Genomic DNA, 25202 nt, shown 5'->3' with positions numbered 1-25202 from the left:
AATAGGAATAATCTGTGTTTTGAAAAGCTTACAGGTCATAGATATCAGTAATAGCCCCTAAAATCAGGATATTATCCCGTAAAGTTACACATTGTAACGCGTTGATATTTTTTGACATTGCGAGTCGGCATGCATTTTGTTGACGAAAAACACCGCGTCGCCAAGCGGGCCGAAAATATAAGAATATTACCTATAAAATACGCGCCGTTAATTTATTTAACCATCAAAAACAGTCAGTTAAAATTCAATCCAAGGATTGGGAAATGAAGGGTTCTTTTAGATCGAAAAATAACGGAATTTATTTTGTTTTCCAGCCAATGTTTGGAAGAACGGGGCAACTGCTGGCTGTCGAATGCTTATCACGCTTCACGTTTGACAGTGAATATGCGCACTTTTCTCCCGAGCAGTTTTTCCAGCATGCCGATAGTGCAATGCGCGTCGGGATTTTGCTGGAACAGGTAGAACTGATTGAGAAATACCAAAGCTGGTTCGATAAAAATCAGGTCATCGTCACGCTTAACGTCGATGACGCTACGCTGCATTCATTAGCCAGCAGCCAGTTGGCTGAAAGAATCAGGGCGGTTCATTGTATTCATTTTGAAATCAGTGAAAGCGCCACGCGTCTGGTAAAAGATCGGGTTCATGGCGATCCGCTATTGAACGGTTATTCATTCTGGCTCGACGATTTTGGTTCTGGCTACGCCGGATTTTCCGCGCTTTATAACAGCCAGTTCCGTTTTGTTAAGCTAGACCGTTTTCTCTTGTGGAACTTTATGAAAAAACCCGGCGGTGAAGGGTTGATGCGCGCGTTATTGCGTTTTTTTTACTTGAATCATTACAAAGTGATTATTGAAGGCGTGGAAACCACCGACCATAAAAAATGGCTGGATGAAATGCCCTATTACGCATTGCAGGGAAAGCTGTGGAAGGAGTCCAATATCAAGGATTTAAACTCGCTTCTTACCGCTGAATACTTTTAACTCATTTATGGTGTTAACCAGTATGTCGAAAAATAGTGTCCTTGTAATCAGTGAGTGTAAGTACAGTTACGTTGGGCTGTCCGTATTGCTGAAAAAAAATTATGGCCAGTACGATCTGCGCCTGTTTTCAGACTTTATGCGGGGCGGTTCGAAGGCGGAAAAAATAACAAGGCATGATATTGCGTTGATTTTTACCTCGCAGAATCTGGAACAAAGCGTCAACGTGATTGAAAGCCTGGTGGCGATGCATCAGCAATACCGTAGCAAAACGCGGATCCTGGTGTTCTATGATGACGAGCGGGTGGTGAAACTGCTGTCGATTTTGGGCATTTCCGTTGAACTGGTCTCTACCCGCATGCCACTTTATTCGTTGCAGGAAAAATTGCAGCAGCTGTTGGACAGCAAGGCACCGGGCGGGATCCGGGTACAAAAAACCCGCGAGCTCAGCCCGGCGGAAAGCGATGTGATCTTCAATCTGTTGCGCGGCGACAGCCTGTTGCATATTGCCGAAAAACGCGGCACCCACCCCAAAACCATTTTCTCGCAGAAATACAGCGCGATGCGCAAGCTACGGCTGCGCAGCATGAGCTCGATTTTCGTTGCGGCGAAATAACCCATTGCACCACGCCGCAGTCGGTGTGCAAACCGGCTGCGGCTCTGCCGCACACACCGCCGCATCGGATGTTCCACCACCATGATGCCGTAGGCGCAACGGTATTGACACAGGCGTCGGCCACATCGGTGCCACGCCTGCGTTCATGAGCCCATGGCAATCGCAGCCTGGCGCATGACGTTAAATTAGTGTAACAAATGATGAGCCAGCAGTAACAGCCACATAACATACAAGCCGATTGTTTACCATTCGTCCACGGCAGCCCCACGGCCGCGGGCAGCGTTTATGCGTGACCAGCCCCGCCAACTGCAACGTCGTCTGGATTAAAAAACCAATATCGGGAGATGTTATGAAATCCTCTTTATTCAGCCGTTATACCTGCTTTGTGCTGAGCATCATCGTTACCCTCGCCTGCTTATTCAGCACCGTCGAACAGCCGTGGTTCTGGTTGCCGAGCCTGATTTTTGGCGCATTGACCACCTTGGGCATTTACGATCTGGCTCAACGGCGCCACGCCATTTGCCGCAACTATCCGATCATCGGTCGCCTGCGCTTCTTGTTTGAATTTATCCGCCCCGAACTGCGTCAGTATCTGCTTGAGGAAGACGACGCACAGATCCCTTTTTCGCGCACGCAGCGCACGCTGGTGTACCGTCGCGCCAAAAACGAAATGGGTGACAAGCCGTTTGGCACCATTCTCGACGTGTACCAGACCGGTTATGAATGCATCGGCCATTCGATGTGCCCGGTGCCGGTGGCCGATCCGGCCAGCTATCGCGTATTGATTGGCGGGCCGGACTGCCGCCAGCCGTACTCGGCGTCCATCTTCAACATCTCGGCGATGAGTTTTGGCGCGCTATCGGCCAACGCCATTCGCGCCCTCAACCTTGGCGCCGCCAAAGGCAACTTCTATCATGACACCGGCGAAGGCAGCATCAGCCGTTATCACCGCGAGCACGGCGGCGATCTGGTGTGGGAACTGGGTAGCGGCTATTTTGGCTGCCGCAGCGCCGATGGCCATTTTGATCCGCAACGTTTTGCCGAACAGGCGCAAAGCCCACAGGTAAAAATGATTGAAATCAAGCTCAGCCAGGGCGCCAAACCGGGTCACGGCGGCATACTGCCGGCTAAAAAGGTTGATGCGGAAATCGCCGCCACCCGCGGCGTGCCTGAGGGTGAGGATTGTATTTCGCCGTCATCGCACAGCGCCTTCCGCACGCCGGTGGAAATGATGCATTTCATTGAGCAACTGCGCGAGCTGTCCGCTGGCAAGCCAATCGGCTTCAAACTGTGTATTGGCCACCCATGGGAATTTGTCGCCATCGCCAAGGCGATGCTGCACACCCGGATCCTGCCGGATTTTATCGTTATCGACGGTAAGGAAGGCGGCACCGGTGCCGCGCCGCTCGAACTGTCCAATTACATGGGGATGCCGCTACGCGAAGGGCTGCTGTTCGTGCACAACACCCTGGTCGGCTGTGGTTTGCGTGACAAAATCAAACTCGGCGCCAGCGGCAAAATCATCAGCGCCTTTGACATTGCCAGCGTGATGACGCTGGGCGCCGACTGGGTGAATTCCGCCCGTGGTTTTATGTTCGCCGTGGGGTGTATCCAGTCGCAGAGCTGTCACACCAATCATTGTCCAACCGGCGTCGCCACCCAGGATCCGTTGCGCCAGAAAGCATTGGTGGTGCCAAACAAGGCCGAGCGGGTCTATCACTTCCAGCAAAATACGCTGAAAGCGCTGGCGGAAATGCTGGCAGCGGCGGGCATCAGCCGGCCAGAGCAGCTGACGTCACATCATATGCTGCGCCGTATTACCGCTACGGAAATCAAGGTGTATGCCGATATCTACTATTATCTGGCACCGGGTGCCCTGTTGCAGCAAGAGATCGAAAGCGAGTTTTATGCCCGTATGTGGCGCATGGCTACGCCATACAGTTTTGATGCGCAGGTGATTGCGCTGGCAGGATAAATTGACGGGAATTGCCCCCTCGCCTCAGGGAAGAGCGTTGGAGAGGGGTGCTTGCTACGGCTGCCCTCCCCCTCGGCGGCGAGAGGGCATGTTGCAAAAATCGGGGTTATTTGCGCACTGGCGCATCGCCCGCCACATAGTAATCTGCGCTGCTGCGCGGCAACGCGGCGCGGTTGCGAATACGGTCGGCGATCTTTTCCGCGATCATGATGGTGGTGGCGTTCAGATTGCCGGTGATGATCTGCGGCATGATCGACGCATCCACAACCCGCAGCCCTTCCATGCCGTGAACCCGACCCTGGCCGTCGACCACCGCCATGTCATCTTCGCCCATTTTGCACGAACAGGACGGGTGGAAGGCGGTTTCCGCATGTTCGCGGATAAAGGCGTCCAGCTGTTCGTCGCTGGTGACGTCGGCCCCTGGGCTGATTTCGCGACCACGATAGGGATCCAGCGCCGGTTGCGCCATGATTTCACGCGTAATGCGGATCGCATCGCGGAACTCCTGCCAATCCTGTTCACTGGACATATAGTTGAACAAAATGCTCGGGTGCTGGCGCGGATCTTTCGACTTCACCTGAACCCGGCCGCGGCTCGGCGAACGCATCGAGCCAACGTGTGCCTGAAAACCATGTTCTTTCACCGCATTGCTGCCGTTGTAGTTAATCGCCACCGGCAGGAAATGGTACTGAATGTTCGGCCAGGCGAACTCTTCGCGGCTGCGGATAAAGCCACCGGCTTCAAACTGGTTGCTGGCACCGACGCCGCTGCCGTTAAACAGCCATTCTGCGCCGATCTTCGGCTGATTGAACCATTGCAGCGCCGGATACAGCGACACCGGTTTCTTGCAAGCGTACTGCAAGTACATTTCCAGGTGATCCTGCAAGTTTTCACCGACGCCCGGCAGATCGTGCACCAGTGGGATATCGAGGCTGTTTAACAACGGCGCAGGGCCGACGCCGGAGCGTTGCAGAATCTGCGGCGAGGCGATTGCGCCGGCGCACAGCAACACTTCCCGACGCGCACGCGCGCTGTGGATGCGATTACCCTCGCCCTTCAGGTAGCTGACGCCAACCGCACGCTTGCCGGCAAAATCAATATGATCGGTCAGCGCATGAGTGACGATGGTCAGGTTGGGCCGTGAGCGTGCCTGATCGAGATAACCGCGAGCGGTGCTGGCGCGGCGGCCTTTTGGCGTCACGGTACGATCCATCGGGCCAAAGCCCTCCTGCTGATAGCCGTTCAGATCGTCGGTACGCGGATAACCGGCCTGCACGCCCGCTTCAATCATCGCGTGGAACAGTTCGTTGTTGCCGGTCTTCGGCGTGGTGACGCTCACCGGACCGTCGCCGCCATGGTAATCATTAGGCCCGATATCGCGGGTTTCCGCCTTGCGGAAATAGGGCAGACAGTCGAGATAACTCCAGTCTTCCAGACCCGGCGCCGTAGCCCAGTTGTCAAAGTCCATCGCGTTACCGCGGATGTAACACATACCGTTGATCAGCGACGAACCGCCCAGCCCCTTACCACGGCCACACTCCATGCGGCGATTGTTCATGTGCGGTTCAGGATCGGTTTCATACGCCCAGTTATAGCGGCGGCCCTGCAGCGGGAAGGCCAGCGCGGCCGGCATCTGGGTGCGAAAATCCATCCGATAATCCGGGCCGCCAGCTTCCAGCAGCAGCACGCTGACGTCGGCGTCTTCGGTTAAACGGGTGGCGAGTACGTTGCCGGCCGAGCCGGCGCCGATAATGATGTAATCAAATTCCATTCATTATCTCCTTGATAATTATTTGCCTGCATGCGCAATGTGGCCAGAAAGCCCTGCACATGATGGTCAGGCCAGATTTCATTCAACATCTGGGGGCATTATTCCCCCGTGGATTTCGCGTTACCGCCAGGCGGTCAGAAAGCCCGGGCCATTGACGCAGCCAGTGACCGGGCTCTGCTAACGCTGTAGTTGGAAATGCGGCGGGGAGATTCAGAAGACCGAAGCGAAGTCGCCCAGTTCTACCTGTACCGATTTGATTTGCGTGTAGTGTTCCAGCGTGGCCAGACCGTTTTCCCGGCCAACCCCTGAATGCTTGTAACCGCCGACCGGCATTTCCGCCGGTGATTCTCCCCAGGTGTTAATCCAGCAGATGCCGGCTTCCAACTGATGAATCACCCGATGGGCACGGGCCAGATCGCGTGTAACCACGCCGGCGGCCAGACCATAGGTGGTGTCGTTGGCGCGTTTGATCGCTTCAGCTTCGCTCTGGTAGCTGAGAATGCTCATCACTGGCCCAAAGATCTCTTCACGTACGATCTCCATCTCGTCGGTGCAGTCGCTAAACACCGTTGGCGCCACAAATGCGCCTTTGGCGTATTCACCGTCGGTCACCCGCTCACCGCCGCACAGCAGGCGTGCGCCGCTGTTTTTGCCACTTTCGATAAAGCGCAGTACCGACTCCATGTGCGGGAAGCTGACCAGCGGCCCGAAGTTGGTGCTCGGATCGGTAGGATCGCCCAGGCGAATACGTTTGACCCGCTGCAGGATTTTGTCCTCAAACTGCGATTGCAATGCCGCAGGGACGAAGACGCGAGTACCGTTGGTGCACACCTGTCCGGAACTGTAGAAGTTGGCCATCATGGCGATATCCGCCGCGCGATCGAGATCGGCATCGTCGAAAACGATCAGCGGCGACTTGCCGCCCAGTTCCATGGTGACTTCTTTTAGCGTCGAGCTGGAAGCGTTGGCCATCACTTTCTTACCGGTCTTCACGCCGCCGGTAAACGAGATTTTGGCAATGCCCGGATGATCGGTCAGGTACTGGCCAACCTCTGCCCCGCTGCCGGTGACCACGTTGAACACGCCGTCTGGCAGACCGGCTTCGCTGTAGATTTCCGCCAGCTTCAGCGCGGTCAGCGATGTCACTTCGCTGGGTTTGAAGATCATCGCGTTGCCCGCGGCCAGCGCCGGTGCCGATTTCCACAAGGCAATCTGAATCGGGTAGTTCCAGGCACCAATACCGGCGACCACGCCGAGCGGTTCACGGCGGGTATAGACAAAGGAAGTATCGCGCAACGGGATCTGCTGCCCTTCGATGGCCGGGATCAGGCCGGCATAATATTCCAGCACGTCCGCGCCGGTCACAATATCAACCGCAGTGGTTTCGGACAGCGCCTTGCCAGTGTCGAGCGTTTCCAACTCGGCCAACTGGTCGTTGCGCTCACGCAGGATATCTACCGCGCGACGCAGGATCCGCGAGCGTTCCATTGCCGTCATTGCCGCCCACACCTTCTGCCCGCTGGCTGCACTCGCCACCGCACGGTTGACGTCTTCAGCGCTGGCAGCCTGCACTTCGGCGATAACCTCGCCATTGGCCGGGTTGATGGCGTTGAAGGTTTTCCCTTCGCTACTGTCTACATAAGCACCATGGATATAGAGCTTCTGTAAGCCAAAACGGGACATAAGGTTCTCCTTTATTACAGTCCTCAGGGCGGCGTATGCCCCCGGAGTTGAAACATGATGTAGTCGGTGGTCAGCGCTAGCGCCTGAGCCTGATTGAAGGCGGAACCGCGCAATGCGCTGCGCAGCCACAGGCCGTCAATCAATGCCGCCAACCCTTTGGCTGCCAGCCGCGCCTGCGCCTGCGGCAGCGCGCGCTGGAATTCGGCACTGAGATTGGAATACAGCCGGCGGCCGTTCACCTGCTGCAACCGGTTCAGCTGCGGCTGGTGCAGACTGCTGGCCCAAAATGCCAGCCAGGTTTTCATCGCCGCGCTGTTGATCTGGCTGTCGTCAAAATTGCCGGCGACGATGGCCTGCAAGCGCGACGCCGGGCTGTTATCTTGCAGTGCCTGCAACCGCAGCTTTACCGCTTCGCCCAGATGGCTGATCAAATAGCGCATCGTGGCTTCCAGCAGGCCGTTCTTGTCCTTGAAATAATGACTGATAATGCCGTTCGATACGCCGGCCCGACGCGCAATCTGCGCGATGGTGGCGTCGTGCATTCCCACTTCATTTACCGCAGCCAACGTGGCATCAATCAATTGCTGCCTTCGTATCGGCTGCATTCCTACTTTTGGCATGGCTCCGACTCTCAAAACAGGTCTTAACGTTAACTATTAAACTTTTTTTTGATTGAACGTTCAATAAAAATTGCATATATTTTATTGCCGCTTGGTTACAAAAATGTACTTTTCGGTTGTGGAACTGGCTGATTTTTGTGAGGTATTTAACGAATCTGACCAAAATCAGTGGCTGTAAGCGGTTCCCACCTCGCAGTGCTGGCTGGCTGCGTTAACGGCACCTTCGGCAATATTTGGCAAGAAAAAGTAATGATTGCCGCGGGTCTGTCGACCGCGCCCTGTCGGCTGTTCGGCAGGTGCTCGATTTTACTCAGTTGTTAAAAACCAGAGGAAGACGATGACAACACGCGAAACCTCCTCAAAACCGCTACAGGATCGACTAAATCCGGTGGTTTTCTTTACCTCGGCAGGGCTGATACTGGCCTTCTCGCTGATGACGATATTTTTCACCGACTTCTCCGGTCAATGGCTTACCCGGACGCTCAATTGGGTTTCAACCACCTTTGGCTGGTATTACCTGCTGGCCGCGACGTTGTATATCGTATTTGTGGTGTTCATTGCCGCCTCTCGCTTCGGTTCGATCAAGCTGGGGCCAGAACAGTCCAAACCGGAATTCAGCCTGTTAAGCTGGGCCGCCATGCTGTTTGCCGCCGGCATCGGCATCGATCTGATGTTCTTTTCGGTCGCTGAACCGATCACCCAATACATGATGCCGCCGGAAGGCCAGGGCCAGACGCTGGAAGCCGCGCGCCAGGCCATGGTGTGGACGCTGTTCCACTATGGCCTGACCGGTTGGTCAATGTACGCGCTGATGGGCATCGCGCTGGGATACTTCAGCTATCGCTACAACCTGCCGTTGACCATTCGTTCGGCGCTGTACCCGATCTTTGGTAAACGCATTAACGGGCCGATTGGCCACAGCGTGGATATTGCCGCGGTAGTTGGCACCATTTTCGGTATCGCCACCACCCTGGGCATTGGCGTAGTGCAGTTGAACTATGGTCTCAAGGTGCTGTTCCATCTGCCGGAGAACCTGACGGTTCAGGCGGCGCTGATCCTGCTGTCGGTAGTGATGGCGACCATTTCCGTCACCTCCGGGGTCAACAAGGGCATTCGTATCTTGTCTGAGTTGAACGTCTGGCTGGCGGTGGGGTTGATGGCGTTTGTGCTGTTCTTCGGCAATACCGAATTCCTGCTGAACGCGCTGGTACTGAACGTCGGTGATTACATCAATCGCTTTATGGGCATGACGCTCAACAGCTTCGCCTTCGATCGTCCGGTCGAGTGGATGAACAACTGGACGCTGTTCTTCTGGGCCTGGTGGGTTGCCTGGTCGCCGTTTGTCGGGCTGTTCCTGGCGCGTATTTCACGTGGGCGCACCATCCGTCAGTTCGTGGTCGGCACGCTGATTATTCCGTTTGTGTTCACCCTGCTGTGGCTGTCTATCTTCGGCAACAGCGCGCTGTACCAGGTGATTCACGGCAATATCGGCTTTGCGCAGGAAGTGATGCAGTACCCTGAGCGTGGCTTCTACAGCCTGCTGGCACAGTACCCGGCCTTTACCTTCAGCGCGTCGGTGGCGACCATTACCGGTCTGCTATTTTACGTCACCTCCGCCGACTCCGGCTCGCTGGTGCTGGGCAACTTTACCTCGCGCCTGGCCGACATCAACAACGATGCGCCGAACTGGCTGCGCATCTTCTGGTCGATTGCCATCGGTCTGTTGACCATCGGCATGCTGATGACCAACGGCGTGTCGGCACTGCAAAACGCCACGGTGATCATGGGGTTGCCGTTCAGCTTCGTGATTTTCTTTGTGATGGCCGGTTTGTACAAATCGCTGCGGGTCGAGGATTACCGCAAGGCCGGTGCGCTGAACACGTCGGCGCCAACGCCGGTATCCAGCAACGATGTGCTGAACTGGAAACAGCGCCTGTCGCGGGTGATGAACTACCCGGGCACCAAATACACCCAGAAAATGCTCGATCTGGTGTGCCGCCCGGCGATGCAGGAGGTGGCGCGTGAGCTGGAACTGCGCGGCGCCAAGGTCGATTTTACCGAGGTTCCACCCAGCGAAGAAGAGCGTTTGCCGCATCTGGAATTACTGGTGCGTCTGGGCGAAGAACAGAACTTTGTCTACCAGATCTGGCCGCAGCGTTATTCGGTGCCGGGCTTCACCTACCGCGCCCGTTCCGGTAAATCACACTATTACCGGCTGGAAACCTTCCTGATGGAAGGCACCCAAGGTAACGACCTGATGGACTACAGCAAAGAACAGGTGATTGGCGATATTCTTGACCAATATGAAAAACACCTGAATTTCCTGCATATTCATCGTGAAGCGCCGGGTAATACCCTGACCTTCCCGGATATGTAACCCCGATGGCGGGGGAGCAACCGACGCTCTCCCCGCTTTCCCCCGTCACTGCTCGCAACTGCGATCGATATTGATAAACCTGTCGTTATAGATAATAAATTTCTGCCCACGCAAGCTCAGCGTCTTTTCCGTCAGCCGGTCCCCCGGCCGCAAATAATAACTGCGACCGTCTTCATCGCTACTGTCACAGCCCGGTTTAATCAACAGTTTGAAGTAGGTATTGCCGGTATTGCTCAGAGAACCACCTGTTTTATCAAGCTGATAGGCGAAGTTTATCTTGCGCGGACGTACCACCAGAATGGTGTCCATCACCACCACCGGCTCCAGTCTGGCACCGTTGCGACTGCGTTGCGACACATCAAAGTAACTGGCAGGTATTTCACGAAACGAAATGCGATAGTAACGTTCGCGGTTGTCTTGCGGGCCATGATAGAAAAACTTGTAGTATTCGTCCTGTCCGGCTTGCAGCATCAGCTGTTTTGGCGCATACAGCATTTCACCGTCGGCCGGCCGGCTACGCACTTCCTGTTCGCCGGGTCGATCGACGGCGCGAATGGCAACCTGGTAGATGCGCGCGCTTTTGTTGTTATTCAGCACCCGCTTGGAGACAAACGTCTGGTGTTGATCCATGGCAAACGTCAGGGTTCCGACATTGATGGCGCTGACGGAAAAGGGCAATAACAACAGCCACGGCAACAATCCCTTCATCATCCCTCTCCTAGTTGATATTACGCCAGGTTGCTTCCACGTGGATCTCGCCCGCCGCACTGACATTGCCGTACCAGCCATTGCCCTCCACCGTTTTCAACGAGATCGGATCGTTCATCGGCAGGGTAAACCTGACGTTGGTTTTATTCATTACCCCGACGTCGCCGGAAATATCATTCCATGGCGTGCTGCTCCACAACGCATTGGTGATGTCATGCCACTGACCGTCACAACCGGCATCGAACACCTGTTGACCGCCGGTGCTGGTACGAATGCTCAGTTGCGCCGGAAAAGGTACCCGCGCAGAATTATCCGGCGAAGAAAAAATGCAGTAATTGATGCCGTTGAGCGCCTGGGTTGGGCCGGTGGCCATCATCCGCACGCTGTCGGCTGAGGTTTTACCGCTGGTGGTGACAATATAATCAAACGCCAGCGCCGGCTCCGTCGGGCCAACATAACCTTCACGATGCGGATTATTTTCATAGTCATCAGAAATGATACTGATGCTGAAATCACGCGGCTTGATGATCAATTGGTTAGAGGTAGAAAATTCGTACCAGCCGGATTCCGCCGAGCTGGTGTTCTGGAAACGGAAATTGATCAAATCTCGCGTGCCGCTGTCGGAAATCCCCAGCCGCACCATCTGCTTGAAGAAGTTACTCGAGAAAAAGACGTAAATGGCGTTACTGCTCTTCAAGTCGTTAAAATTGTAGTAGTTGGCGATGCCGGAGGTCGACTTCCAGCCGTTGCCGTCGAGGCTGAACTGCAGATCGGCCGCCGCCACCGCGGAATTCAGCGGGGCATTGTTGATCGCCGGGAAAATGTGAATCGAGGTGTTACTGACGCTGCCGTCGGTCTGGAGGTCATAGCTGACCATCTTGCACATAATGCCGGAGCGGGTACCGACGCTCTGGTTCTTACAGTCGGCATTGCCTTCACCGATGATCGGCACACCGTCGCTGTTGACGAACACTTCCGACACCGCATTGGTGTTGATAAAACGCAGGTGCGCCGCCTTGATGTGCGTTACCTTGCGTTTGTACCAGTTACCGCTGGCCTGATCCTGGCAGCGGCCGCCGGCTGCCGCATCATAGGCGGCGGAAGTCTGGCAGCCGTTAATCTGCATGCTGAAACTGTCGCCTGGCGCCATCTGTTTCAAGTATTGGTAAAAACTCGGCGACATCATGCCATGCATCCATTTTTGCCCACCGCTGGGCACCGTCACCGCATAAAAGCCTTTTTCATCGGTGGTTTGCGGCAGGATCAGGCTGGTGTCCATATTGCACCCGCCGTACCAGTTGATGCAGCGCAGGCCAAGGAACGGATTTTTAATCGGCGCATTTTCCAGCCACATATCAAAACGGTAATTGGCCACCAAACCGGTGTTATAGCCGTTGTCCACATAGCCCAGACTTTGCTGGTAAATGGTGCCCGATCCGCCGTATTTCAGCCCGGTCCACTGATTGGCGCCGGTCATGCGTGGATCCAGCGCGCCGGCGGGCGTGACAAAATAGTTATCGTCGGCATTGTTCTCGACAAAGGCAAACTTGGTCGCTGTCGCATCCGCCCAGGTGGTGACGCTGACCGCCGCCTGCGCCGCCGGGGCAAGCAATGCCAGAGCCAATAGCACCTTATCAACTCTCATTATTCTTTTCTCCTGTCAGCTGACGATCGGCATAGGTTTTCAACCCGACGCACACCACGTCACCGACCCAAATCGCCCCGCGTGCCTTGCTCAGGTCCAAATCCACCTCGCAGCGCTGGTTTTCACCGTGCTCAAAGTCGATCACCGGGAATTTCTTGTCGACGTCCATCACGAATTCGCCCTTGTCGTCGGTGCGCGTGCGGCCGATGTGATTCTTGATATCGGCATGGGTCAGCAGCGTACCGTCCTCCGCCTTGATGCGGCCAAACACCGTCACCATCTGCTTTATTTCGGGCGTAATGACCGCCACGTTGCCCGGGTACAACGTCAGTCGGCTCTTGCGTTTGGTGATAATGTCGAAGCTTTCTGCCGAGTTCTTGTTGTTCATCAGTTCAATGTCATATTGGCCGTAGGGGGACAGCGGCAGATAGTTTTTGTTGCCGCTCAGCTTGACCACGCGCCCATCGACGCGCGCCGCCAGCAGCCCATCGTTTTCGATGCCGGTATTGAAGATGATGCCGGCGTTGCCCTCATTGCGGCCGCTGGCGGCAATGTTTTTCCCCTGCCAGCCCAGGCTGCCATTCGCGCTCAGGCTGGTATTGACATAACCGTCGGCGGAACTGCTGACGTTGACCGTCCCGGTGGAATATTTGGTATCGAAGCGGACATAGCCGCCGCCATTCAAGCTACTGTCACCCTGGGTGTCACCGGAAATGGCCCGTGACAGGTTGGCACCAACGGTACGAATTGGCCCATCCTGCAGCTCTTTACGTGCGGCAAGGTTAGCGGTGGTATAACCGTTCTGATTGGAAATGCCGGCGCTGAACCAGTTCCCCAGCGGCAATGAGAAGTCCAAGGCAATATATTTACCGGTATCGGAGCCTGAGCGGCCGTTATTGTAACGCTGAACGCCGGCGCGCACGCCGAGCGTGCCATAGCGTCCGGTAAAAACATTTTGGTAAAAATCAACGTTATAGTAACGCGTATCGTTTTTGACATCGTCGTTATAGCTGACGCTCAAGGTACCCAGTTTGGGGGTTAACGCACCAAAGTTGAGCGTGCCGCCAATCGCACGGTTTTCCGCATCGCTTTGCAACAGCCTGCTGCCAATGCGGGTTTTCTCCTGATTCAGCCAGATCGAGCTGAAGCCGCCCGGCAGCGATGCGCTGAGGCTGTTCACCAGACTCCATGAACTGTCCGATGCCGCCATGTTTTGCAGGGTAAACTGGATAGACTCGGTCAAGGGAAGCGAGAAACGCCCCTCGCCAACCGAATTGCCGTCAAACGAATAGCCGGACAGCGCCCAGTTGAGCGTTTGCAGGTTGCCGGTGGCGGATATCCCCGCCAGATAGGCATCTTTGGCAGCAATGTCATGGTCGTCTTGCCGCCGCCAGCGATCCATGCGGATCATCCCGCCCCAAACCTGCCAGGATAACGCGGCATTGGCGCCGCGATCGGGGCTGTACAGCTTATTGACGCGCTGCCGATGCCGGTTGACCACCTTGCCATTCACCACTACCGATACCTCCACGTCATAAATGCCGTACGGCAGATTCGCGGTATCCACTTCGTGGTTACCCATGGTGAAGTTCTGTACGCTGAGCAAGCGTCCATCACGAGACAAATGCACTTCGCCGGCCGAGGGGAAAAACACCACGATCGGCGTCAGCGACTGCGAATTGTCAAACACGGTGGAACTGGCGCGGTTGCCATAGGAAAAACCGTATATCTTACTGGCGTTAAGCGCGGTAACCGGCCCAAGCGACTGCAGGTTCCAGCTATCGAGCATACCGACGGCAAAGCGCCGGCCGGCAAAATCACGCTCGTACATCGCCTTGTACCAGGTGACATCCTGATTATTGCTGCCAATGCCATACAGCGAACCGTTCAACTCGACATGATGCTCACGCAACGCCGTCACGCTGTTTAGCGAAAGGTAGCTCGAGGTATTGCCTTCACTGGCCTTGGCGCGGTAATCATAAATTCCCAGATCGTAATTGAGCGTGCTGCTGAGGGTATCGACGCTGGACGCGCCAATATCATTGGAACGCGCGCGCAACACCGTGCCAATCGCCGATTCTTTTACCACCAGTTGCAGATTGAGCTGACGGAAATTCAACGCCAGCCAGGCGTTTTCCGTCAGCTCAATACGTTGCTGCGGGTTAAAGCCGACGTTATTCAGCGCCTCAATCTGCCGGATGGTATCTTCGGTCAGACGGGCGCCGCCCTCATTATCTTCCAGCGTTATTTGGCGTATTTTCACCCCTTGCGCGTCGAGAAACAGCAACGCATGGCCGATACGCTGATCGTCTTTGATGCCTTTATTTTTCTCATAGTGCAGCAATAACGGGATACTCATGCCTTCGCGCAATGCCTGGCTGAAAGCCTGCGGTATCAGCACGCCATCAATTTGCGTCAACCCTGCTGCCATCGCCGTTTGTGCCGGTAAAAGCGCAACAGGAATCATCACCGCGCCAGTCACCATCAACGAGTGGGTCAATACCTTACGCAGAGTCCTTTTCACATCGGCCTCCCTTGTTCCATTGTCATGGCGCCCCTTCCTTGGTCATTGCACATCGGGTGTCGACGCTTATTTCACCGGAATAAATCGCTCACCGTGCCACAGGGCCACTCGGCCTTTCTTGTCATTGACGTCAACCCGGCTAAAGGCCTTTTCTCTACCGGGCATCACGAAATAGTTTTCCTTGCACCCTTCGGGGGTTTTGTTGGTCCGGCAGGTGCCATAGGCCACCACCTTGAAGGTGGCATTGCCGGTATTTTTGATTTTTCCGTTGGTAAACTGGTAGTCGAAGCGGTCCTGGCGCGGCGCTACCACTAAAATGGTGCCGATACGCGCAGAAGTGGTCGCCACGGCATTGCGCCTGGCGTTATTTTCTTCTGCATCGCTCAAGGCCTGATCGAACCAGACAATGCGGTAATAACGCTCCTGGGCATCGCTCGGCCCGTTGTAATAAAAACGGATCACCTCGCGGGCGTTGGCTGGCAGCATCACGCTGGCCGGCGACAGCAGCATTTCGTCTTTCGACTCCATTGCCATCACCTGGCCGGATTCCAACGGGTTGGTAATGCGTTCAACGTTGATATTCACCAGACGACCGCTGTCGGTAGTATTTTTAATTTCTTTCGTCAGGCGTGCCTGGTCGCTGTGCATAAAGGCGCTGATTTCCCCAACGTCGAGGGCAAAGGCGGCCGGGCTCAGGGGAAGCAGCAGATAAAGGGCAAGATGGAATCGTTTCATGGCGCTATTCCAGATGGCAGTCATCAACAACGTGAATAAGCAGGGGGAAGTTCCCCCCTGCAAAATTCAAAAGCTCAGCGGATTAGATAGTCCAGGTGGCGTTGAACTCGACGCTGACGTCACCGCTCCAGATCCCTTCTGGCAGCGTGGAGTAATCGGTAACTGCCGTGGTGCCATCGGTAGTTGCGCCAATAATGCTGAAGGTGAACTGATCCTGTGCACTACTACGGCTGGCCACGTTATAGCCGTTTGACAGCGCGCTCAGGTTGCCGCCCAGAATACCGTTGGCGGTATCAATCATGGTGGTTTCTGCCGTTTTCACTACCTCGGTACCGTTATAGTTCACGCCCACATCCAACGTCGAGCCAGAGGTGTCGAGCTGCGTCAGCGTGTTGGAAACCAGCTTGGAAGTCAGTTTGAACGCCGTCGCCGTGGCATCACCTTCTACCGTGACGTCGAACAGGCCTTTCTGGCTGTTAAAACCCTTGATGCCTTCCGCGTACTGGAAAGTCAGACTGCCAATCGGCGTTACTACCAGTTTGCTGCTGGTGTCTTTCTTGGCGGTTGCCGACCAGGTTGCCAAGGCCTGCGCGGTAACGTCGGCAGCTTGAGCGGCGTTCACCGCGACAAATGCAGAAACGATAGCCAATGCCAGTGTCATTTTTTTCATGGTAAAACTCCCTTAAATGTTGAATGCGTTCTCTTTCGTCCTTTGACGTGACGTGCTGTGTCATCTCCACTTTGCTCTGGCAAGCCAGCTGCCAGCGGGACATCTCTCCCGGCGATATCCGCCAAAACGATGATGTCGACGAATGACAGGAAAAATCTTAACGCCAAACCAATCCAAAAGAATCATTAACTATTAAAAGTCAAAAATTTAGTAATTAATTCTATTTTTAATATAAATAAATGTAATTTAAGGTATAAAATACAAACCGAGAGATTCAAAGCAGAACAAGCCCCTTGAGATTTTGCCTACCAAGCAGCAATTAACCACGCTCGTTGCAAGGGATCATGTCCCGCACTGCACACCATGCCGCGCGGTAAGTTATCGGACCGTGGACCTTATCTTCAGCATGGCTACGCGTGCCCTATAGCGGCACACCCCACATCCAGCCGACGTGTCATCAGGGCAACGGCAGGCAAGACTGTGCACATTTGCCGGATGGCCGGGTTTATGCATAGGCACCAGGGGCTAACGACAGGGAATAGTCTGAGAGATGCTCAGCATTGATGGCCTGGTATCGGTTGTCTGCTGCGCTTCGGCGGGGGGAGCGATTTTATGCCGCAGCAGCAAAATGCCGGATAGCGCATCCGGCATTCAAAACGTACCGATCGGAATCAGCAAAGGAGGGAGTTATATGGCACGTTTACGCAGTGTCAGTAACATCTTGATAAAACCGGTCCGCGTCGAACACAATTTGTTCAAGATATTGCGTTTATGGCTGCTGACCGTCTTATACGCCAACCGCGTGCTGATGGCGATGCGTTGCGGGGTCAGGCCAGCGACCATCATCGCCATGATGCGCCATTCGCTGCCGGAAAGCCCTTTCACCGGTGCAGGACAAGGGTGGCGCAGCAGCGTTTGTGCAATGCACGGGCTTTGATAACCCTGCCCGGCACGGGCGGATTCGATACCGGTCAGTAATAACGCCATGCCATCGCGTTTTGATACGAGCGCTATCTGCGGTATCGATGCCAATAGATGCAACACGCTGTAATTTTCTATATCGGTAAATACTACCCAGGCGGTTTCCGGCCACAGATTTTTTGCTTCCAATATAAAACGTACGCCGTCGATCACCCGTTCGTTGACACCGTAAAGCTCCATAATCACCGTTTGACGTGGCTGCATTTCCAGAGCCGCGGTGATCTGATTAAAGGCTACCGCTTGGTATAAACCAATAATGCTGGGCTGTAACAGCACCATTAATCCCTCATGAACCCAGGAAACCGGGTCATAAAATATAAAATTACCTGCTTCCATCTTTATTTGCATAGGTTCCATTGCGATATCATCCTTGCAGAATGGCACCGGTTGGCGTCGCGGCTTTATTGTTCGGCATCACGCCTGAACTTTAGCCATACGTCAACACACGTCCCAGATTTAAATGTTTTACCCATTCAGTGAAATTGTTCATCTTGCAGGCCATAACAGACCTCCACGCGATATTCGCGTAATATTTTGCACTTCAGAAGAAACAGGCGAGATATGCCCGATATGTAGGTATGAACCTGATTACTGCGTACCGCCAAAATATACTCATCGGCATTACAATTGCCGGGCTTGGTGTTGGCATACGATAAAATATCGCGATTAAAAGAGCCCTGAGCGGTAAAAGCCAAGCCGGAGGTCGACATAAATACCTTGCAGCGATCGGTCGCACCGATAAACCGTTCCTGGTTACTGCCGTAACTGGTGAAGTAAATGGTCATGCCGACTGCCAGAGCGATCAGCAGCACCAGGGCAACGCCGATCGCCGCCCAACGGCGCCACGGCCGCCTTTTCTTCCGTGGGGGTGCCACGCGCGCTTCCACCGTGGGCAACCGATCCGACACCGCGGCGGCGATAATGTCTTCTTCGCTTATCGCCGATGTGGTGGACGGCTCATCCGCGCATTCGATTGCTATATCGCGGCTAAGCATAAATCCAACCTTTGGTACGGTAATAATCACCTCGTCATCAATCCCCAATGTCTTGAGTATGCGACGTAATTTACTGACACACTGATTGAGATTATTATTACTTGATACCATGCCGTAATCATCCCACACCTTACGAAATATCACTTCACGGCTAACCGGTTCCCCATGATTGATAATCAATAGCAACAACAGGCGTTTAGTGGGATTGGAAACGGCAAGAGGATCATCAGAAAAATCCATTAAACTCAGGCTTCCGCTGTCTGCATCAAAAAGAACATGTCCATTGATTCTATATTTCATGGTATCCACTGTTGTATCTGGCGATGGGCGTTGTATGTTTTAAAAACATTAATCAATGCCTAAAAAAGTTAATTAAATTATAATAATTATCTAATTTTGATTTAAATCAATTAATTAGCCGCCATCCCCATAGCGCTCCACCCAAAGACTTTCGTTGGTATAGGAAAATTCTCATAGGTATTAATTCAAGGTTATACAAACCCGAGGCTTATTGATATAATTAATTTTAAATTTAGATAAAGTTAGTTTTTTATTTTGCCGATAAGGTTATTTTACGATTTAAATTCTTATAGAGTGCACTTATCAGTTTCTTTTAATGCCAAAATCATTTACATAAAACGATAAATAAATCTACATATCGGATTAAAATCGCCGTATGCAAATGCCGTTGTCTGAGCGGCATGGTAACCCGCTCACCGCCAGCGGTAACAAATTAGGGGTAAAACGAAACTAACCCGCTTCGTTCTACCCCGACAAAGGGGCTTTTACTCTCCCGCGATCATCAGCGCGATATTTGCCTGCAAGATTGCGTCGCGCGCGCTTTCCGGCAAATGGACGTCAGTAATAATGGTATCAAAGACGCCGATCGGCAACGCCAGATAGGTTGCCACCTTGCCATACTTTGAGCTGTCGCTTAACAGTACCCGGCGTCGGCTGGCGTCGATAATCGCCTGCTTGACCATCACCTTGTCTTCGTTTGGCGTTGACAGGCCGCGCATGCTCCATGACGAAGCGGAAATAAAGGCCAGATCGATGAACAGATTGCGTAACGCCTGAGCGGCGGCGGCTCCAACGCAGGAACGGTTCTCGCGACATACCGTACCGCCGGTGTGAATGATTTTGCACTGGCTGGTTTCTATCAGGTAGCCGGCGATAACAAAGTCATTGGTCACCACCGTTAAATCATCACGTTCGCCAATCTGCCTGGCCAATGCCAGCGTGGTAGTGCCTGCGTCCAGATAAATACAGCTGTTGGGCGGGATCTGGCGCGCGGCCAGCGCGCCGATGGCCGCCTTCTGCTGGCTGGACATGCCTTCTTTATCTTGATGGGAAGGTTCAATCGCCACCCGCTCTGCAGACTGCACACCGCCGGACACCGTTACCACCGCCCCCTGCTCTTCCAGTTTCTGCAGATCCCGGCGGATGGTCATATGCGACACCGCCAACCGTTCGGTCAGTTCTGCGATACTGACCACGCCACGTTCAGCGACCAGAGCCAGAATTTGTTGATGACGTTCTACAGGGATCACGGCTTTCACTCGTCTCGTTAGTGATAATAAATGTGATTTTACGTCAATTTTCGTGCTGGCACAGCTCCACTTTATCAGCACGTGATCGTCATCCCAATGAAAACATTCATTACATAACATTTAAAAACAAAAGGTTAAATCATCCACCTTGTGACACTCTGCCCTATTCCCTGATAAATTTAACTGTTAATTATTGTGAAGACGATCACCTACACGACGTAAAAAAACGCTTATATTTAACACAACAAAACAAATTATCACTAAAATTAACACGAGGTAGTTATGACACAGCCAGGTGATTACGCCGTTTGCATCGTCGGTTTGGGATCAATGGGCATGGGCGCAGCACAGTCGTGCGTCAAGGCCGGTTTGTCCACCTACGGTGTCGATCTTAACCCGCAGGCATTAGCGACGCTGCAACAGGCTGGCGCCAAACAGGCCGCCACCAGCGCAGAAGCCTTCGCCAGCGACCTGAACGCCGTGGTGTTGCTGGTGGTGAATGCCGCGCAGGTCAAACAGATTCTGTTTGGCGATAACGGACTGGCTGCGCGACTGAAACCCGGCACGCCGGTGATGGTGTCTTCAACCATCTCCGCCGCCGATGCCCAGGAGATCGAGCGCCAGCTGCTGGCACAGGGACTGCTCATGCTGGATGCACCGGTGTCCGGCGGCGCAGCCAAGGCGGCCGCTGGAGAAATGACCGTCATGGCCTCCGGCAGCACGGAGGCGTTTGCACTACTGCAACCGGTGCTGGATGCGGTGGCCGGCAAGGTGTATCGCATCGGCGAACAGATCGGTCTCGGCGCTACGGTGAAGATTATCCACCAGCTACTGGCCGGCGTGCACATCGCCGCCGGCGCCGAAGCGATGGCGCTGGCCGCCCGTGCCGGTATCCCGCTGGACGTGATGTACGACGTGGTCACCAATGCGGCCGGCAATTCCTGGATGTTTGAAAACCGCATGCGCCACGTGGTCGACGGCGACTACACGCCAAAATCGGCGGTAGACATCTTCGTCAAGGATCTGGGACTGGTGGCCGATACCGCCAAAGCGTTGCATTTCCCGCTGCCGCTCGCCTCCACCGCCTTCAATATGTTTACCTCCGCCAGCAATGCCGGCTACGGTAAAGAGGACGATAGCGCAGTGATCAAGATTTTCTCCGGCATTAACCTGCCACAGAAGAAGGAGCAGCCATAATGTTGCTGGGGGTTATTGCAGACGATTTTACCGGCGCCACCGATATCGCCAGTTTTCTGGTGGAAAACGGTCTGCCGACGGTACAGCTCAACGGCGTGCCGCAGGATGACAGCCCGCTGGCCGCGCAGGCGGTGGTGATCGGCCTGAAGTCACGTTCATGCCCAGTGGAACAGGCGGTCGAACAATCGCTACAGGCGCTGGCCTGGCTGCAACGCCAGGGTTGCCAACAATTCTATTTCAAATATTGCTCCACCTTCGACAGTACCACGCAGGGCAATATCGGCCCGGTTACCGACGCGCTGCTCAACGCGTTGGGCGAAAGCCAGACGGTGATTTCACCTGCACTGCCGGTGAACGGCCGCACGGTATATCAAGGCTATCTGTTTGTTATGGATCAGTTGCTGTCTGAATCCGGCATGCGCCACCACCCGGTGACGCCGATGACCGACAGTAACCTGCTGCGTTTGATGGAAGCGCAGGCAGAAGGCCGCTGCGGCCTGGTCAACGCCAGCGAAATCGATCGCGGTGCCACGGTGGTTCAGGACAAACTGCGCCAGCTGGCGCAGCAGGACGTGCGCTATGCGGTGCTGGACGCCCTGAACGAACAGCACCTGCTGACACAGGGCCAGGCGCTGAAAGACATGAAACTGGTGACCGGCGGTTCCGGCCTGGCGATTGGCCTGGCGCGCCAATGGGCGCAACCGGGTCACAGCAAGGCACAGGCCGCCGGAGCACCGCAGGGAGCCAAAGCGGTGGTACTGTCCGGATCCTGTTCTACCATGACCAACCGGCAGGTCGCCTGCTATCGTCAACAGGCAGCCTCACATGCCATTGATGTGGCACGCTGTATCACCGCCGACGATCGTGCGGCCTATGCTGGCGAATTAAGTGCCTGGGTACAGCAACACGCCGACACCAACGCGCTGGCCCCGCTGGTGTACGCCACCGCCGAACCGGACACCCTGCAACAAATCCAGCGCCAGTATGGGGTAGACGCCGCCAGTCATGCGGTCGAAGCGCTGTTCGCCGCACTGGTGAAACAGCTGCAACAGGCCGGATTCAGCCGCTTTATCGTTGCCGGTGGTGAAACCTCCGGCGTGGTGACTCAGGCGCTGGCCATCCGCGGTTTCCACATTGGGCCATGCATTTCACCCGGCGTGCCCTGGGTGCGCGCCATCGAACAACCGGTCTCACTGGCCCTGAAATCGGGCAATTTTGGCGATGAAAACTTTTTTGCCAGGGCACAAACGGAGTTTCCGCTATGACGTTGACTACTGAGCAACTGCTCGCCGCCGAACAACGCTCGCGTGAAGAGATGGTGCGTCTCGGCGCGTCGTTCTTCCAGCGCGGCTATGCCACCGGCTCCGCCGGCAACCTGTCGCTGCTACTGGCGGACGGTACGCTGTTGGCAACGCCGACCGGCTCCTGTCTGGGGGAACTGCAGGCCGAGCGCCTGTCGAAAGTCAGCCTGAGCGGCGAGTGGCTTTCCGGCGACAAACCGTCAAAAGAGATCAGCTTCCACCGGGCGCTGTATCTGAATAACCCGGCATGCAAAGCGGTAGTGCACCTGCACTGTACCTATCTCACCGCCCTGTCCTGTCTGCAGGGGCTGGATACCGAGAACGCCATCAAGCCGTTTACGCCGTACGTGGTAATGCGGGTGGGCAAAGTGCCGGTAGTCCCGTATTACCGCCCAGGCGACGAGCGACTGGCACACGACCTGGCCAAACTGGCCCCGACGCACCGCGCCTTCCTGCTGGCCAACCACGGCCCGGTAGTGACCGGCAAGGATCTGCGCGCCGCAGCCGACAACACCGAAGAAATGGAAGATGCGGCAAAGCTGATTTTCACGCTTGGCGACCGCCCGATCCGTTATTTGACCGATGACGAAATTGCCGAGTTACGGAGTTAATCATGCCTAAATTTGCTGCCAACTTATCGATGATGTTTAACGAACTGCCGTTTCTGGATCGCTTCGCCGCCGCCGCGGACGCCGGTTTCAACGCGGTAGAGTTCCTGTTTCCCTATGACTATCCGGCCGATCTGCTGGCGGAAAAACTGCGCCAGCATGGTCTGCAACAGGTACTGTTCAACACCGCGCCGGGCGATGTCGGTGCCGGCGAGTGGGGGCTGGCGGCGTTGCCGGGCCGCCAGCAGGACGCGCGGGCCGACATCGATCGTGCGCTGAGCTATGCGCTGGCGCTCGACTGCCCGAACGTGCACGTGATGGCCGGGGTAGTACCGCCGGGCGAAGACGCCCAGCGCTATCGCGATACCTTTATCGACAACCTGCGCTACGCGGCCGATACCTATGCGAAACACGGCGTCAAGGTCATGATCGAAGCGCTCAGCCCACAGGTGAAGCCGAACTATCTGTTCTCCAGCCAACACCAGGCGGCGGCACTGCAGGCGGAGATCGATCGCGCTAATGTGTTTATCCAGTTCGATTTCTTCCATGCCCAACTGGTCGACGGCAACATCAGCGGGCTGATCGCCTCGTTGGCGGGTCGCTACGGACATATTCAAATCGCCTCGGTGCCCGATCGTCATGAGCCGGACAGCGGCGAGCTGGACTATGGCTGGCTGTTCGAACGGTTGGACCAGCAGGGTTATCAGGGCTGGATCGGTTGTGAATACAAGCCACGCGGCGAAACCCGCGCCGGGCTGGCCTGGGTAACCCCCTATTTATAATCGGCGAGCGCGCCAACACCAGATTACTACCCAATAGCAAACATAAAAACTAAACGCATCCGTATCGCCCCGCCAGGCGATCGCGGTGCCGAACGCTTACCCGAGGCTACACCATGTCTACCACAATGTTACTGTTAATCGCCCTGGCAGGCGTATTGCTGCTCCTGCTGATGGTCATCAAGGCCAAAGTGCAGCCGTTTGTCGCGCTGCTGGTCGTCAGCCTGCTGGTGGCGCTGGCCGCCGGCATTCCAACCGGTGAGGTCATGAAAGTGATGACCGCCGGCATGGGCGGCGTGCTCGGCTCGGTTACCATTATTATCGGCCTCGGTGCGATGCTCGGCCGGATGATAGAACATTCCGGCGGTGCTGAATCGCTGGCCCAGCGCTTCAGCCAGGCGCTGGGGCCTAAACGCACCATTGCCGCACTGACTCTGGCGGCGTTCATTCTCGGCATACCGGTATTCTTTGACGTCGGATTTATCATTCTGGCGCCGATTATTTACGGCTTCGCCAAAGTGGCCAAAGTCTCGCCGCTCAAGTTCGGCCTGCCGATGGCCGGCGTGATGCTGACGGTACACGTCGCACTGCCGCCGCACCCGGGTCCGGTGGCCGCCGCCGGTCTACTGGGTAGCGACATTGGCTGGTTGACCATCATCGGTATCGCCATCTGTATTCCGGTTGGCATCATCGGCTACTTTGTGGCGAAGTACCTCAACCGCAAAACCTATCCACTGTCCATCGAAGTATTGGAACAACTGCAGCTGGCGGCGCCGGAGCCGGCAACGGCAGACCAGGCACCGCTCAGCGATCGCCTGAACCCGCCAAGCGCCGGGCTGGTGTCGGCACTGATCGTCATTCCCATCGCCATTATCATGCTGGGTACCGTTTCCGCCACGCTGCTTGAACCGGGTAATGCATTACGTGACGTGCTTTCACTGATTGGCGCGCCGGCAGTAGCGCTGATGATTGCCCTGGCGCTGGCCTTTTACTTCCTGGCGGCACGTCGTGGCTGGAGTCTGCAACACACCAGCGACGTAATGGGCGCAGCGCTGCCTACCGCGGCGGTGGTGATTCTGGTCACCGGTGCCGGCGGCGTATTTGGCAAAGTGCTGGTGGAATCCGGCGTCGGCAAGGCGCTGGCGGAGGTGCTGACCACCGTTGGATTGCCGCTGATCCCGGCGGCGTTCATCATCTCGCTGGCGCTGCGGGCATCGCAAGGTTCTGCGACGGTGGCGATTTTGACCACCGGCGGCTTGTTGTCTGAAGCCGTAAGTGGGCTGAACGCCATTCAGCTGACGCTGGTGACGCTGGCCACCTGCTTCGGTGGGCTGGGACTGTCGCACGTTAACGATTCCGGCTTCTGGATCGTCACCAAATATCTCGGTCTGTCGGTTGCCGACGGCCTGAAAACCTGGACCGTCCTGACCACCGTCCTCGGCGTTAGCGGCTTCCTGTTTACCTGGTTGGTGTGGTTAATGATATAACGT

Annotated in this window: 20 protein-coding genes; 9 read left to right on the top strand and 11 right to left on the bottom strand. The window is 55.3% G+C overall.

The features are described 5' to 3' along the window. The first annotated feature begins 263 nt into the window (after nt 1–263). The 3 genes from ACCC84_RS00940 (at nt 264) to ACCC84_RS00930 (ending at nt 3568) form a co-directional block, all read left to right on the top strand. Nucleotides 264–980 (top strand): EAL domain-containing protein, encoded by a 717-nt coding sequence (locus ACCC84_RS00940; RefSeq protein WP_088499629.1) that lies wholly within the window; start codon nt 264–266, stop codon nt 978–980. Between the two features lie 22 nt (nt 981–1002). Beyond that, nucleotides 1003–1593, top strand: coding sequence for a LuxR family transcriptional regulator (locus ACCC84_RS00935; protein WP_039992817.1), 591 nt, complete (start codon nt 1003–1005; stop codon nt 1591–1593). A gap of 349 nt (nt 1594–1942) precedes the next feature. After that, nucleotides 1943–3568 (top strand): FMN-binding glutamate synthase family protein, encoded by a 1626-nt coding sequence (locus ACCC84_RS00930; protein ID WP_004965384.1) that lies wholly within the window; start codon nt 1943–1945, stop codon nt 3566–3568. A gap of 106 nt (nt 3569–3674) precedes the next feature. Here the strand turns inward: ACCC84_RS00930 and betA are convergent, their stop codons facing one another. The 3 genes from betA to betI all read right to left on the bottom strand — a co-directional run bounded on the left by betA (nt 3675) and on the right by betI (nt 7642). Further along, nucleotides 3675–5339, bottom strand: a complete 1665-nt coding sequence (gene betA / locus ACCC84_RS00925; RefSeq protein ID WP_273867137.1) for a choline dehydrogenase — start codon at nt 5337–5339, stop codon at nt 3675–3677. A gap of 210 nt (nt 5340–5549) precedes the next feature. Continuing rightward, nucleotides 5550–7022, bottom strand: coding sequence for a betaine-aldehyde dehydrogenase (gene betB, locus ACCC84_RS00920; RefSeq protein WP_004965388.1), 1473 nt, complete (start codon nt 7020–7022; stop codon nt 5550–5552). Nucleotides 7023–7045: 23 nt separating this feature from the next. Then, nucleotides 7046–7642, bottom strand: a complete 597-nt coding sequence (gene betI, locus ACCC84_RS00915; protein ID WP_039992306.1) for a transcriptional regulator BetI — start codon at nt 7640–7642, stop codon at nt 7046–7048. A 337-nt stretch (nt 7643–7979) separates the two neighbouring features. On the opposite strand from betI, the gene ACCC84_RS00910 reads away from it, so the two are divergent. Then, the gene (locus ACCC84_RS00910; RefSeq protein ID WP_039992307.1) at nt 7980–10019 is read left to right on the top strand and encodes a choline transporter; all 2040 of its coding nucleotides are present in this window, start codon (nt 7980–7982) and stop codon (nt 10017–10019) included. A gap of 45 nt (nt 10020–10064) precedes the next feature. Here the strand turns inward: ACCC84_RS00910 and ACCC84_RS00905 are convergent, their stop codons facing one another. The 8 genes from ACCC84_RS00905 to ygbI all read right to left on the bottom strand — a co-directional run bounded on the left by ACCC84_RS00905 (nt 10065) and on the right by ygbI (nt 19827). Continuing rightward, complete coding sequence (locus tag ACCC84_RS00905) at nt 10065–10727, bottom strand: fimbria/pilus periplasmic chaperone (protein WP_039992308.1); 663 nt, start codon at nt 10725–10727, stop codon at nt 10065–10067. 10 nt (nt 10728–10737) lie between these two features. Continuing rightward, nucleotides 10738–12372, bottom strand: a complete 1635-nt coding sequence (gene ecpD, locus ACCC84_RS00900; protein ID WP_004965397.1) for a fimbrial adhesin EcpD — start codon at nt 12370–12372, stop codon at nt 10738–10740. Further along, nucleotides 12362–14857: a CS1-pili formation C-terminal domain-containing protein gene (locus tag ACCC84_RS00895; RefSeq protein ID WP_273867993.1), complete on the bottom strand. Its 2496-nt coding sequence runs from the start codon at nt 14855–14857 to the stop codon at nt 12362–12364. The genes ecpD and ACCC84_RS00895 overlap by 11 nt, the downstream gene beginning before the upstream one ends. Nucleotides 14858–14962: 105 nt before the next feature. Then, on the bottom strand, nt 14963–15631 hold the full coding sequence (locus tag ACCC84_RS00890; RefSeq protein ID WP_039992309.1) for an EcpB family pilus assembly chaperone: 669 nt from the start codon (nt 15629–15631) through the stop codon (nt 14963–14965). A gap of 82 nt (nt 15632–15713) precedes the next feature. Beyond that, nucleotides 15714–16301 (bottom strand): common pilus major fimbrillin subunit EcpA, encoded by a 588-nt coding sequence (ecpA, locus tag ACCC84_RS00885; RefSeq protein ID WP_088499628.1) that lies wholly within the window; start codon nt 16299–16301, stop codon nt 15714–15716. A 687-nt stretch (nt 16302–16988) separates the two neighbouring features. Next, nucleotides 16989–17561, bottom strand: a complete 573-nt coding sequence (locus ACCC84_RS00880; protein WP_050763135.1) for a helix-turn-helix transcriptional regulator — start codon at nt 17559–17561, stop codon at nt 16989–16991. 194 nt (nt 17562–17755) lie between these two features. Further along, nucleotides 17756–18577 carry a winged helix-turn-helix domain-containing protein gene (locus ACCC84_RS00875; protein ID WP_371901463.1) on the bottom strand — a complete coding sequence of 274 codons (822 nt, stop codon included), beginning with the start codon at nt 18575–18577 and terminating at the stop codon, nt 17756–17758. A gap of 485 nt (nt 18578–19062) precedes the next feature. After that, nucleotides 19063–19827: a DNA-binding transcriptional repressor YgbI gene (gene ygbI / locus ACCC84_RS00870; protein ID WP_039992312.1), complete on the bottom strand. Its 765-nt coding sequence runs from the start codon at nt 19825–19827 to the stop codon at nt 19063–19065. A gap of 282 nt (nt 19828–20109) precedes the next feature. On the opposite strand from ygbI, the gene ltnD reads away from it, so the two are divergent. From ltnD to ACCC84_RS00845, 5 genes are all read left to right on the top strand, one after another. Continuing rightward, entirely contained in the window at nt 20110–21024 is a 915-nt protein-coding gene (ltnD, locus tag ACCC84_RS00865; RefSeq protein ID WP_004965412.1) for an L-threonate dehydrogenase, read from the top strand. Further along, a complete protein-coding gene (otnK, locus tag ACCC84_RS00860; RefSeq protein ID WP_004965414.1) occupies nt 21024–22289 on the top strand; it encodes a 3-oxo-tetronate kinase in 1266 nt (421 codons plus the stop codon). Before ltnD ends, otnK begins: the two co-directional genes overlap by 1 nt. Then, on the top strand, nt 22286–22936 hold the full coding sequence (gene otnC, locus ACCC84_RS00855) for a 3-oxo-tetronate 4-phosphate decarboxylase (protein ID WP_004965416.1): 651 nt from the start codon (nt 22286–22288) through the stop codon (nt 22934–22936). Before otnK ends, otnC begins: the two co-directional genes overlap by 4 nt. Before the next feature lie 2 nt (nt 22937–22938). After that, nucleotides 22939–23715 (top strand): HPr family phosphocarrier protein, encoded by a 777-nt coding sequence (locus tag ACCC84_RS00850; RefSeq protein WP_004965418.1) that lies wholly within the window; start codon nt 22939–22941, stop codon nt 23713–23715. A 113-nt stretch (nt 23716–23828) separates the two neighbouring features. Continuing rightward, on the top strand, nt 23829–25199 hold the full coding sequence (locus ACCC84_RS00845) for a GntP family transporter (protein ID WP_039992319.1): 1371 nt from the start codon (nt 23829–23831) through the stop codon (nt 25197–25199). Nucleotides 25200–25202 lie beyond the last annotated feature (3 nt).

The sequence above is a fragment of the Serratia odorifera genome, from assembly GCF_041448735.1.
In the GTDB taxonomy this organism is placed as follows: domain Bacteria; phylum Pseudomonadota; class Gammaproteobacteria; order Enterobacterales; family Enterobacteriaceae; genus Serratia_F; species Serratia_F odorifera.
Note: the sequence above shows the minus strand (reverse complement) of the source record. Positions and strands in the feature narration are given on the sequence as shown.

Bases quoted from the DNA above. Each gene is read 5' to 3' on its own strand.
- betB (WP_004965388.1), bottom strand. From the start codon at position 7,022: ATGTCCCGTTTTGGCTTACAGAAGCTCTATATCCATGGTGCTTATGTA.
- betA (WP_273867137.1), bottom strand. From the start codon at position 5,339: ATGGAATTTGATTACATCATTATCGGCGCCGGCTCGGCCGGCAACGTA.
- ACCC84_RS00890 (WP_039992309.1), bottom strand. From the start codon at position 15,631: ATGAAACGATTCCATCTTGCCCTTTATCTGCTGCTTCCCCTGAGCCCG.
- ACCC84_RS00845 (WP_039992319.1), top strand. From the start codon at position 23,829: ATGTCTACCACAATGTTACTGTTAATCGCCCTGGCAGGCGTATTGCTG.
- ACCC84_RS00935 (WP_039992817.1), top strand. From the start codon at position 1,003: ATGTCGAAAAATAGTGTCCTTGTAATCAGTGAGTGTAAGTACAGTTAC.
- ACCC84_RS00880 (WP_050763135.1), bottom strand. From the start codon at position 17,561: ATGGTGCTGTTACAGCCCAGCATTATTGGTTTATACCAAGCGGTAGCC.
- ACCC84_RS00850 (WP_004965418.1), top strand. From the start codon at position 22,939: ATGCCTAAATTTGCTGCCAACTTATCGATGATGTTTAACGAACTGCCG.
- ACCC84_RS00910 (WP_039992307.1), top strand. From the start codon at position 7,980: ATGACAACACGCGAAACCTCCTCAAAACCGCTACAGGATCGACTAAAT.
- betI (WP_039992306.1), bottom strand. From the start codon at position 7,642: ATGCCAAAAGTAGGAATGCAGCCGATACGAAGGCAGCAATTGATTGAT.
- ACCC84_RS00905 (WP_039992308.1), bottom strand. From the start codon at position 10,727: ATGAAGGGATTGTTGCCGTGGCTGTTGTTATTGCCCTTTTCCGTCAGC.
- ltnD (WP_004965412.1), top strand. From the start codon at position 20,110: ATGACACAGCCAGGTGATTACGCCGTTTGCATCGTCGGTTTGGGATCA.
- ACCC84_RS00940 (WP_088499629.1), top strand. From the start codon at position 264: ATGAAGGGTTCTTTTAGATCGAAAAATAACGGAATTTATTTTGTTTTC.
- ecpD (WP_004965397.1), bottom strand. From the start codon at position 12,372: ATGAGAGTTGATAAGGTGCTATTGGCTCTGGCATTGCTTGCCCCGGCG.
- otnC (WP_004965416.1), top strand. From the start codon at position 22,286: ATGACGTTGACTACTGAGCAACTGCTCGCCGCCGAACAACGCTCGCGT.
- ecpA (WP_088499628.1), bottom strand. From the start codon at position 16,301: ATGAAAAAAATGACACTGGCATTGGCTATCGTTTCTGCATTTGTCGCG.
- ACCC84_RS00930 (WP_004965384.1), top strand. From the start codon at position 1,943: ATGAAATCCTCTTTATTCAGCCGTTATACCTGCTTTGTGCTGAGCATC.
- ACCC84_RS00875 (WP_371901463.1), bottom strand. From the start codon at position 18,577: ATGAAATATAGAATCAATGGACATGTTCTTTTTGATGCAGACAGCGGA.
- otnK (WP_004965414.1), top strand. From the start codon at position 21,024: ATGTTGCTGGGGGTTATTGCAGACGATTTTACCGGCGCCACCGATATC.
- ACCC84_RS00895 (WP_273867993.1), bottom strand. From the start codon at position 14,857: ATGGTGACTGGCGCGGTGATGATTCCTGTTGCGCTTTTACCGGCACAA.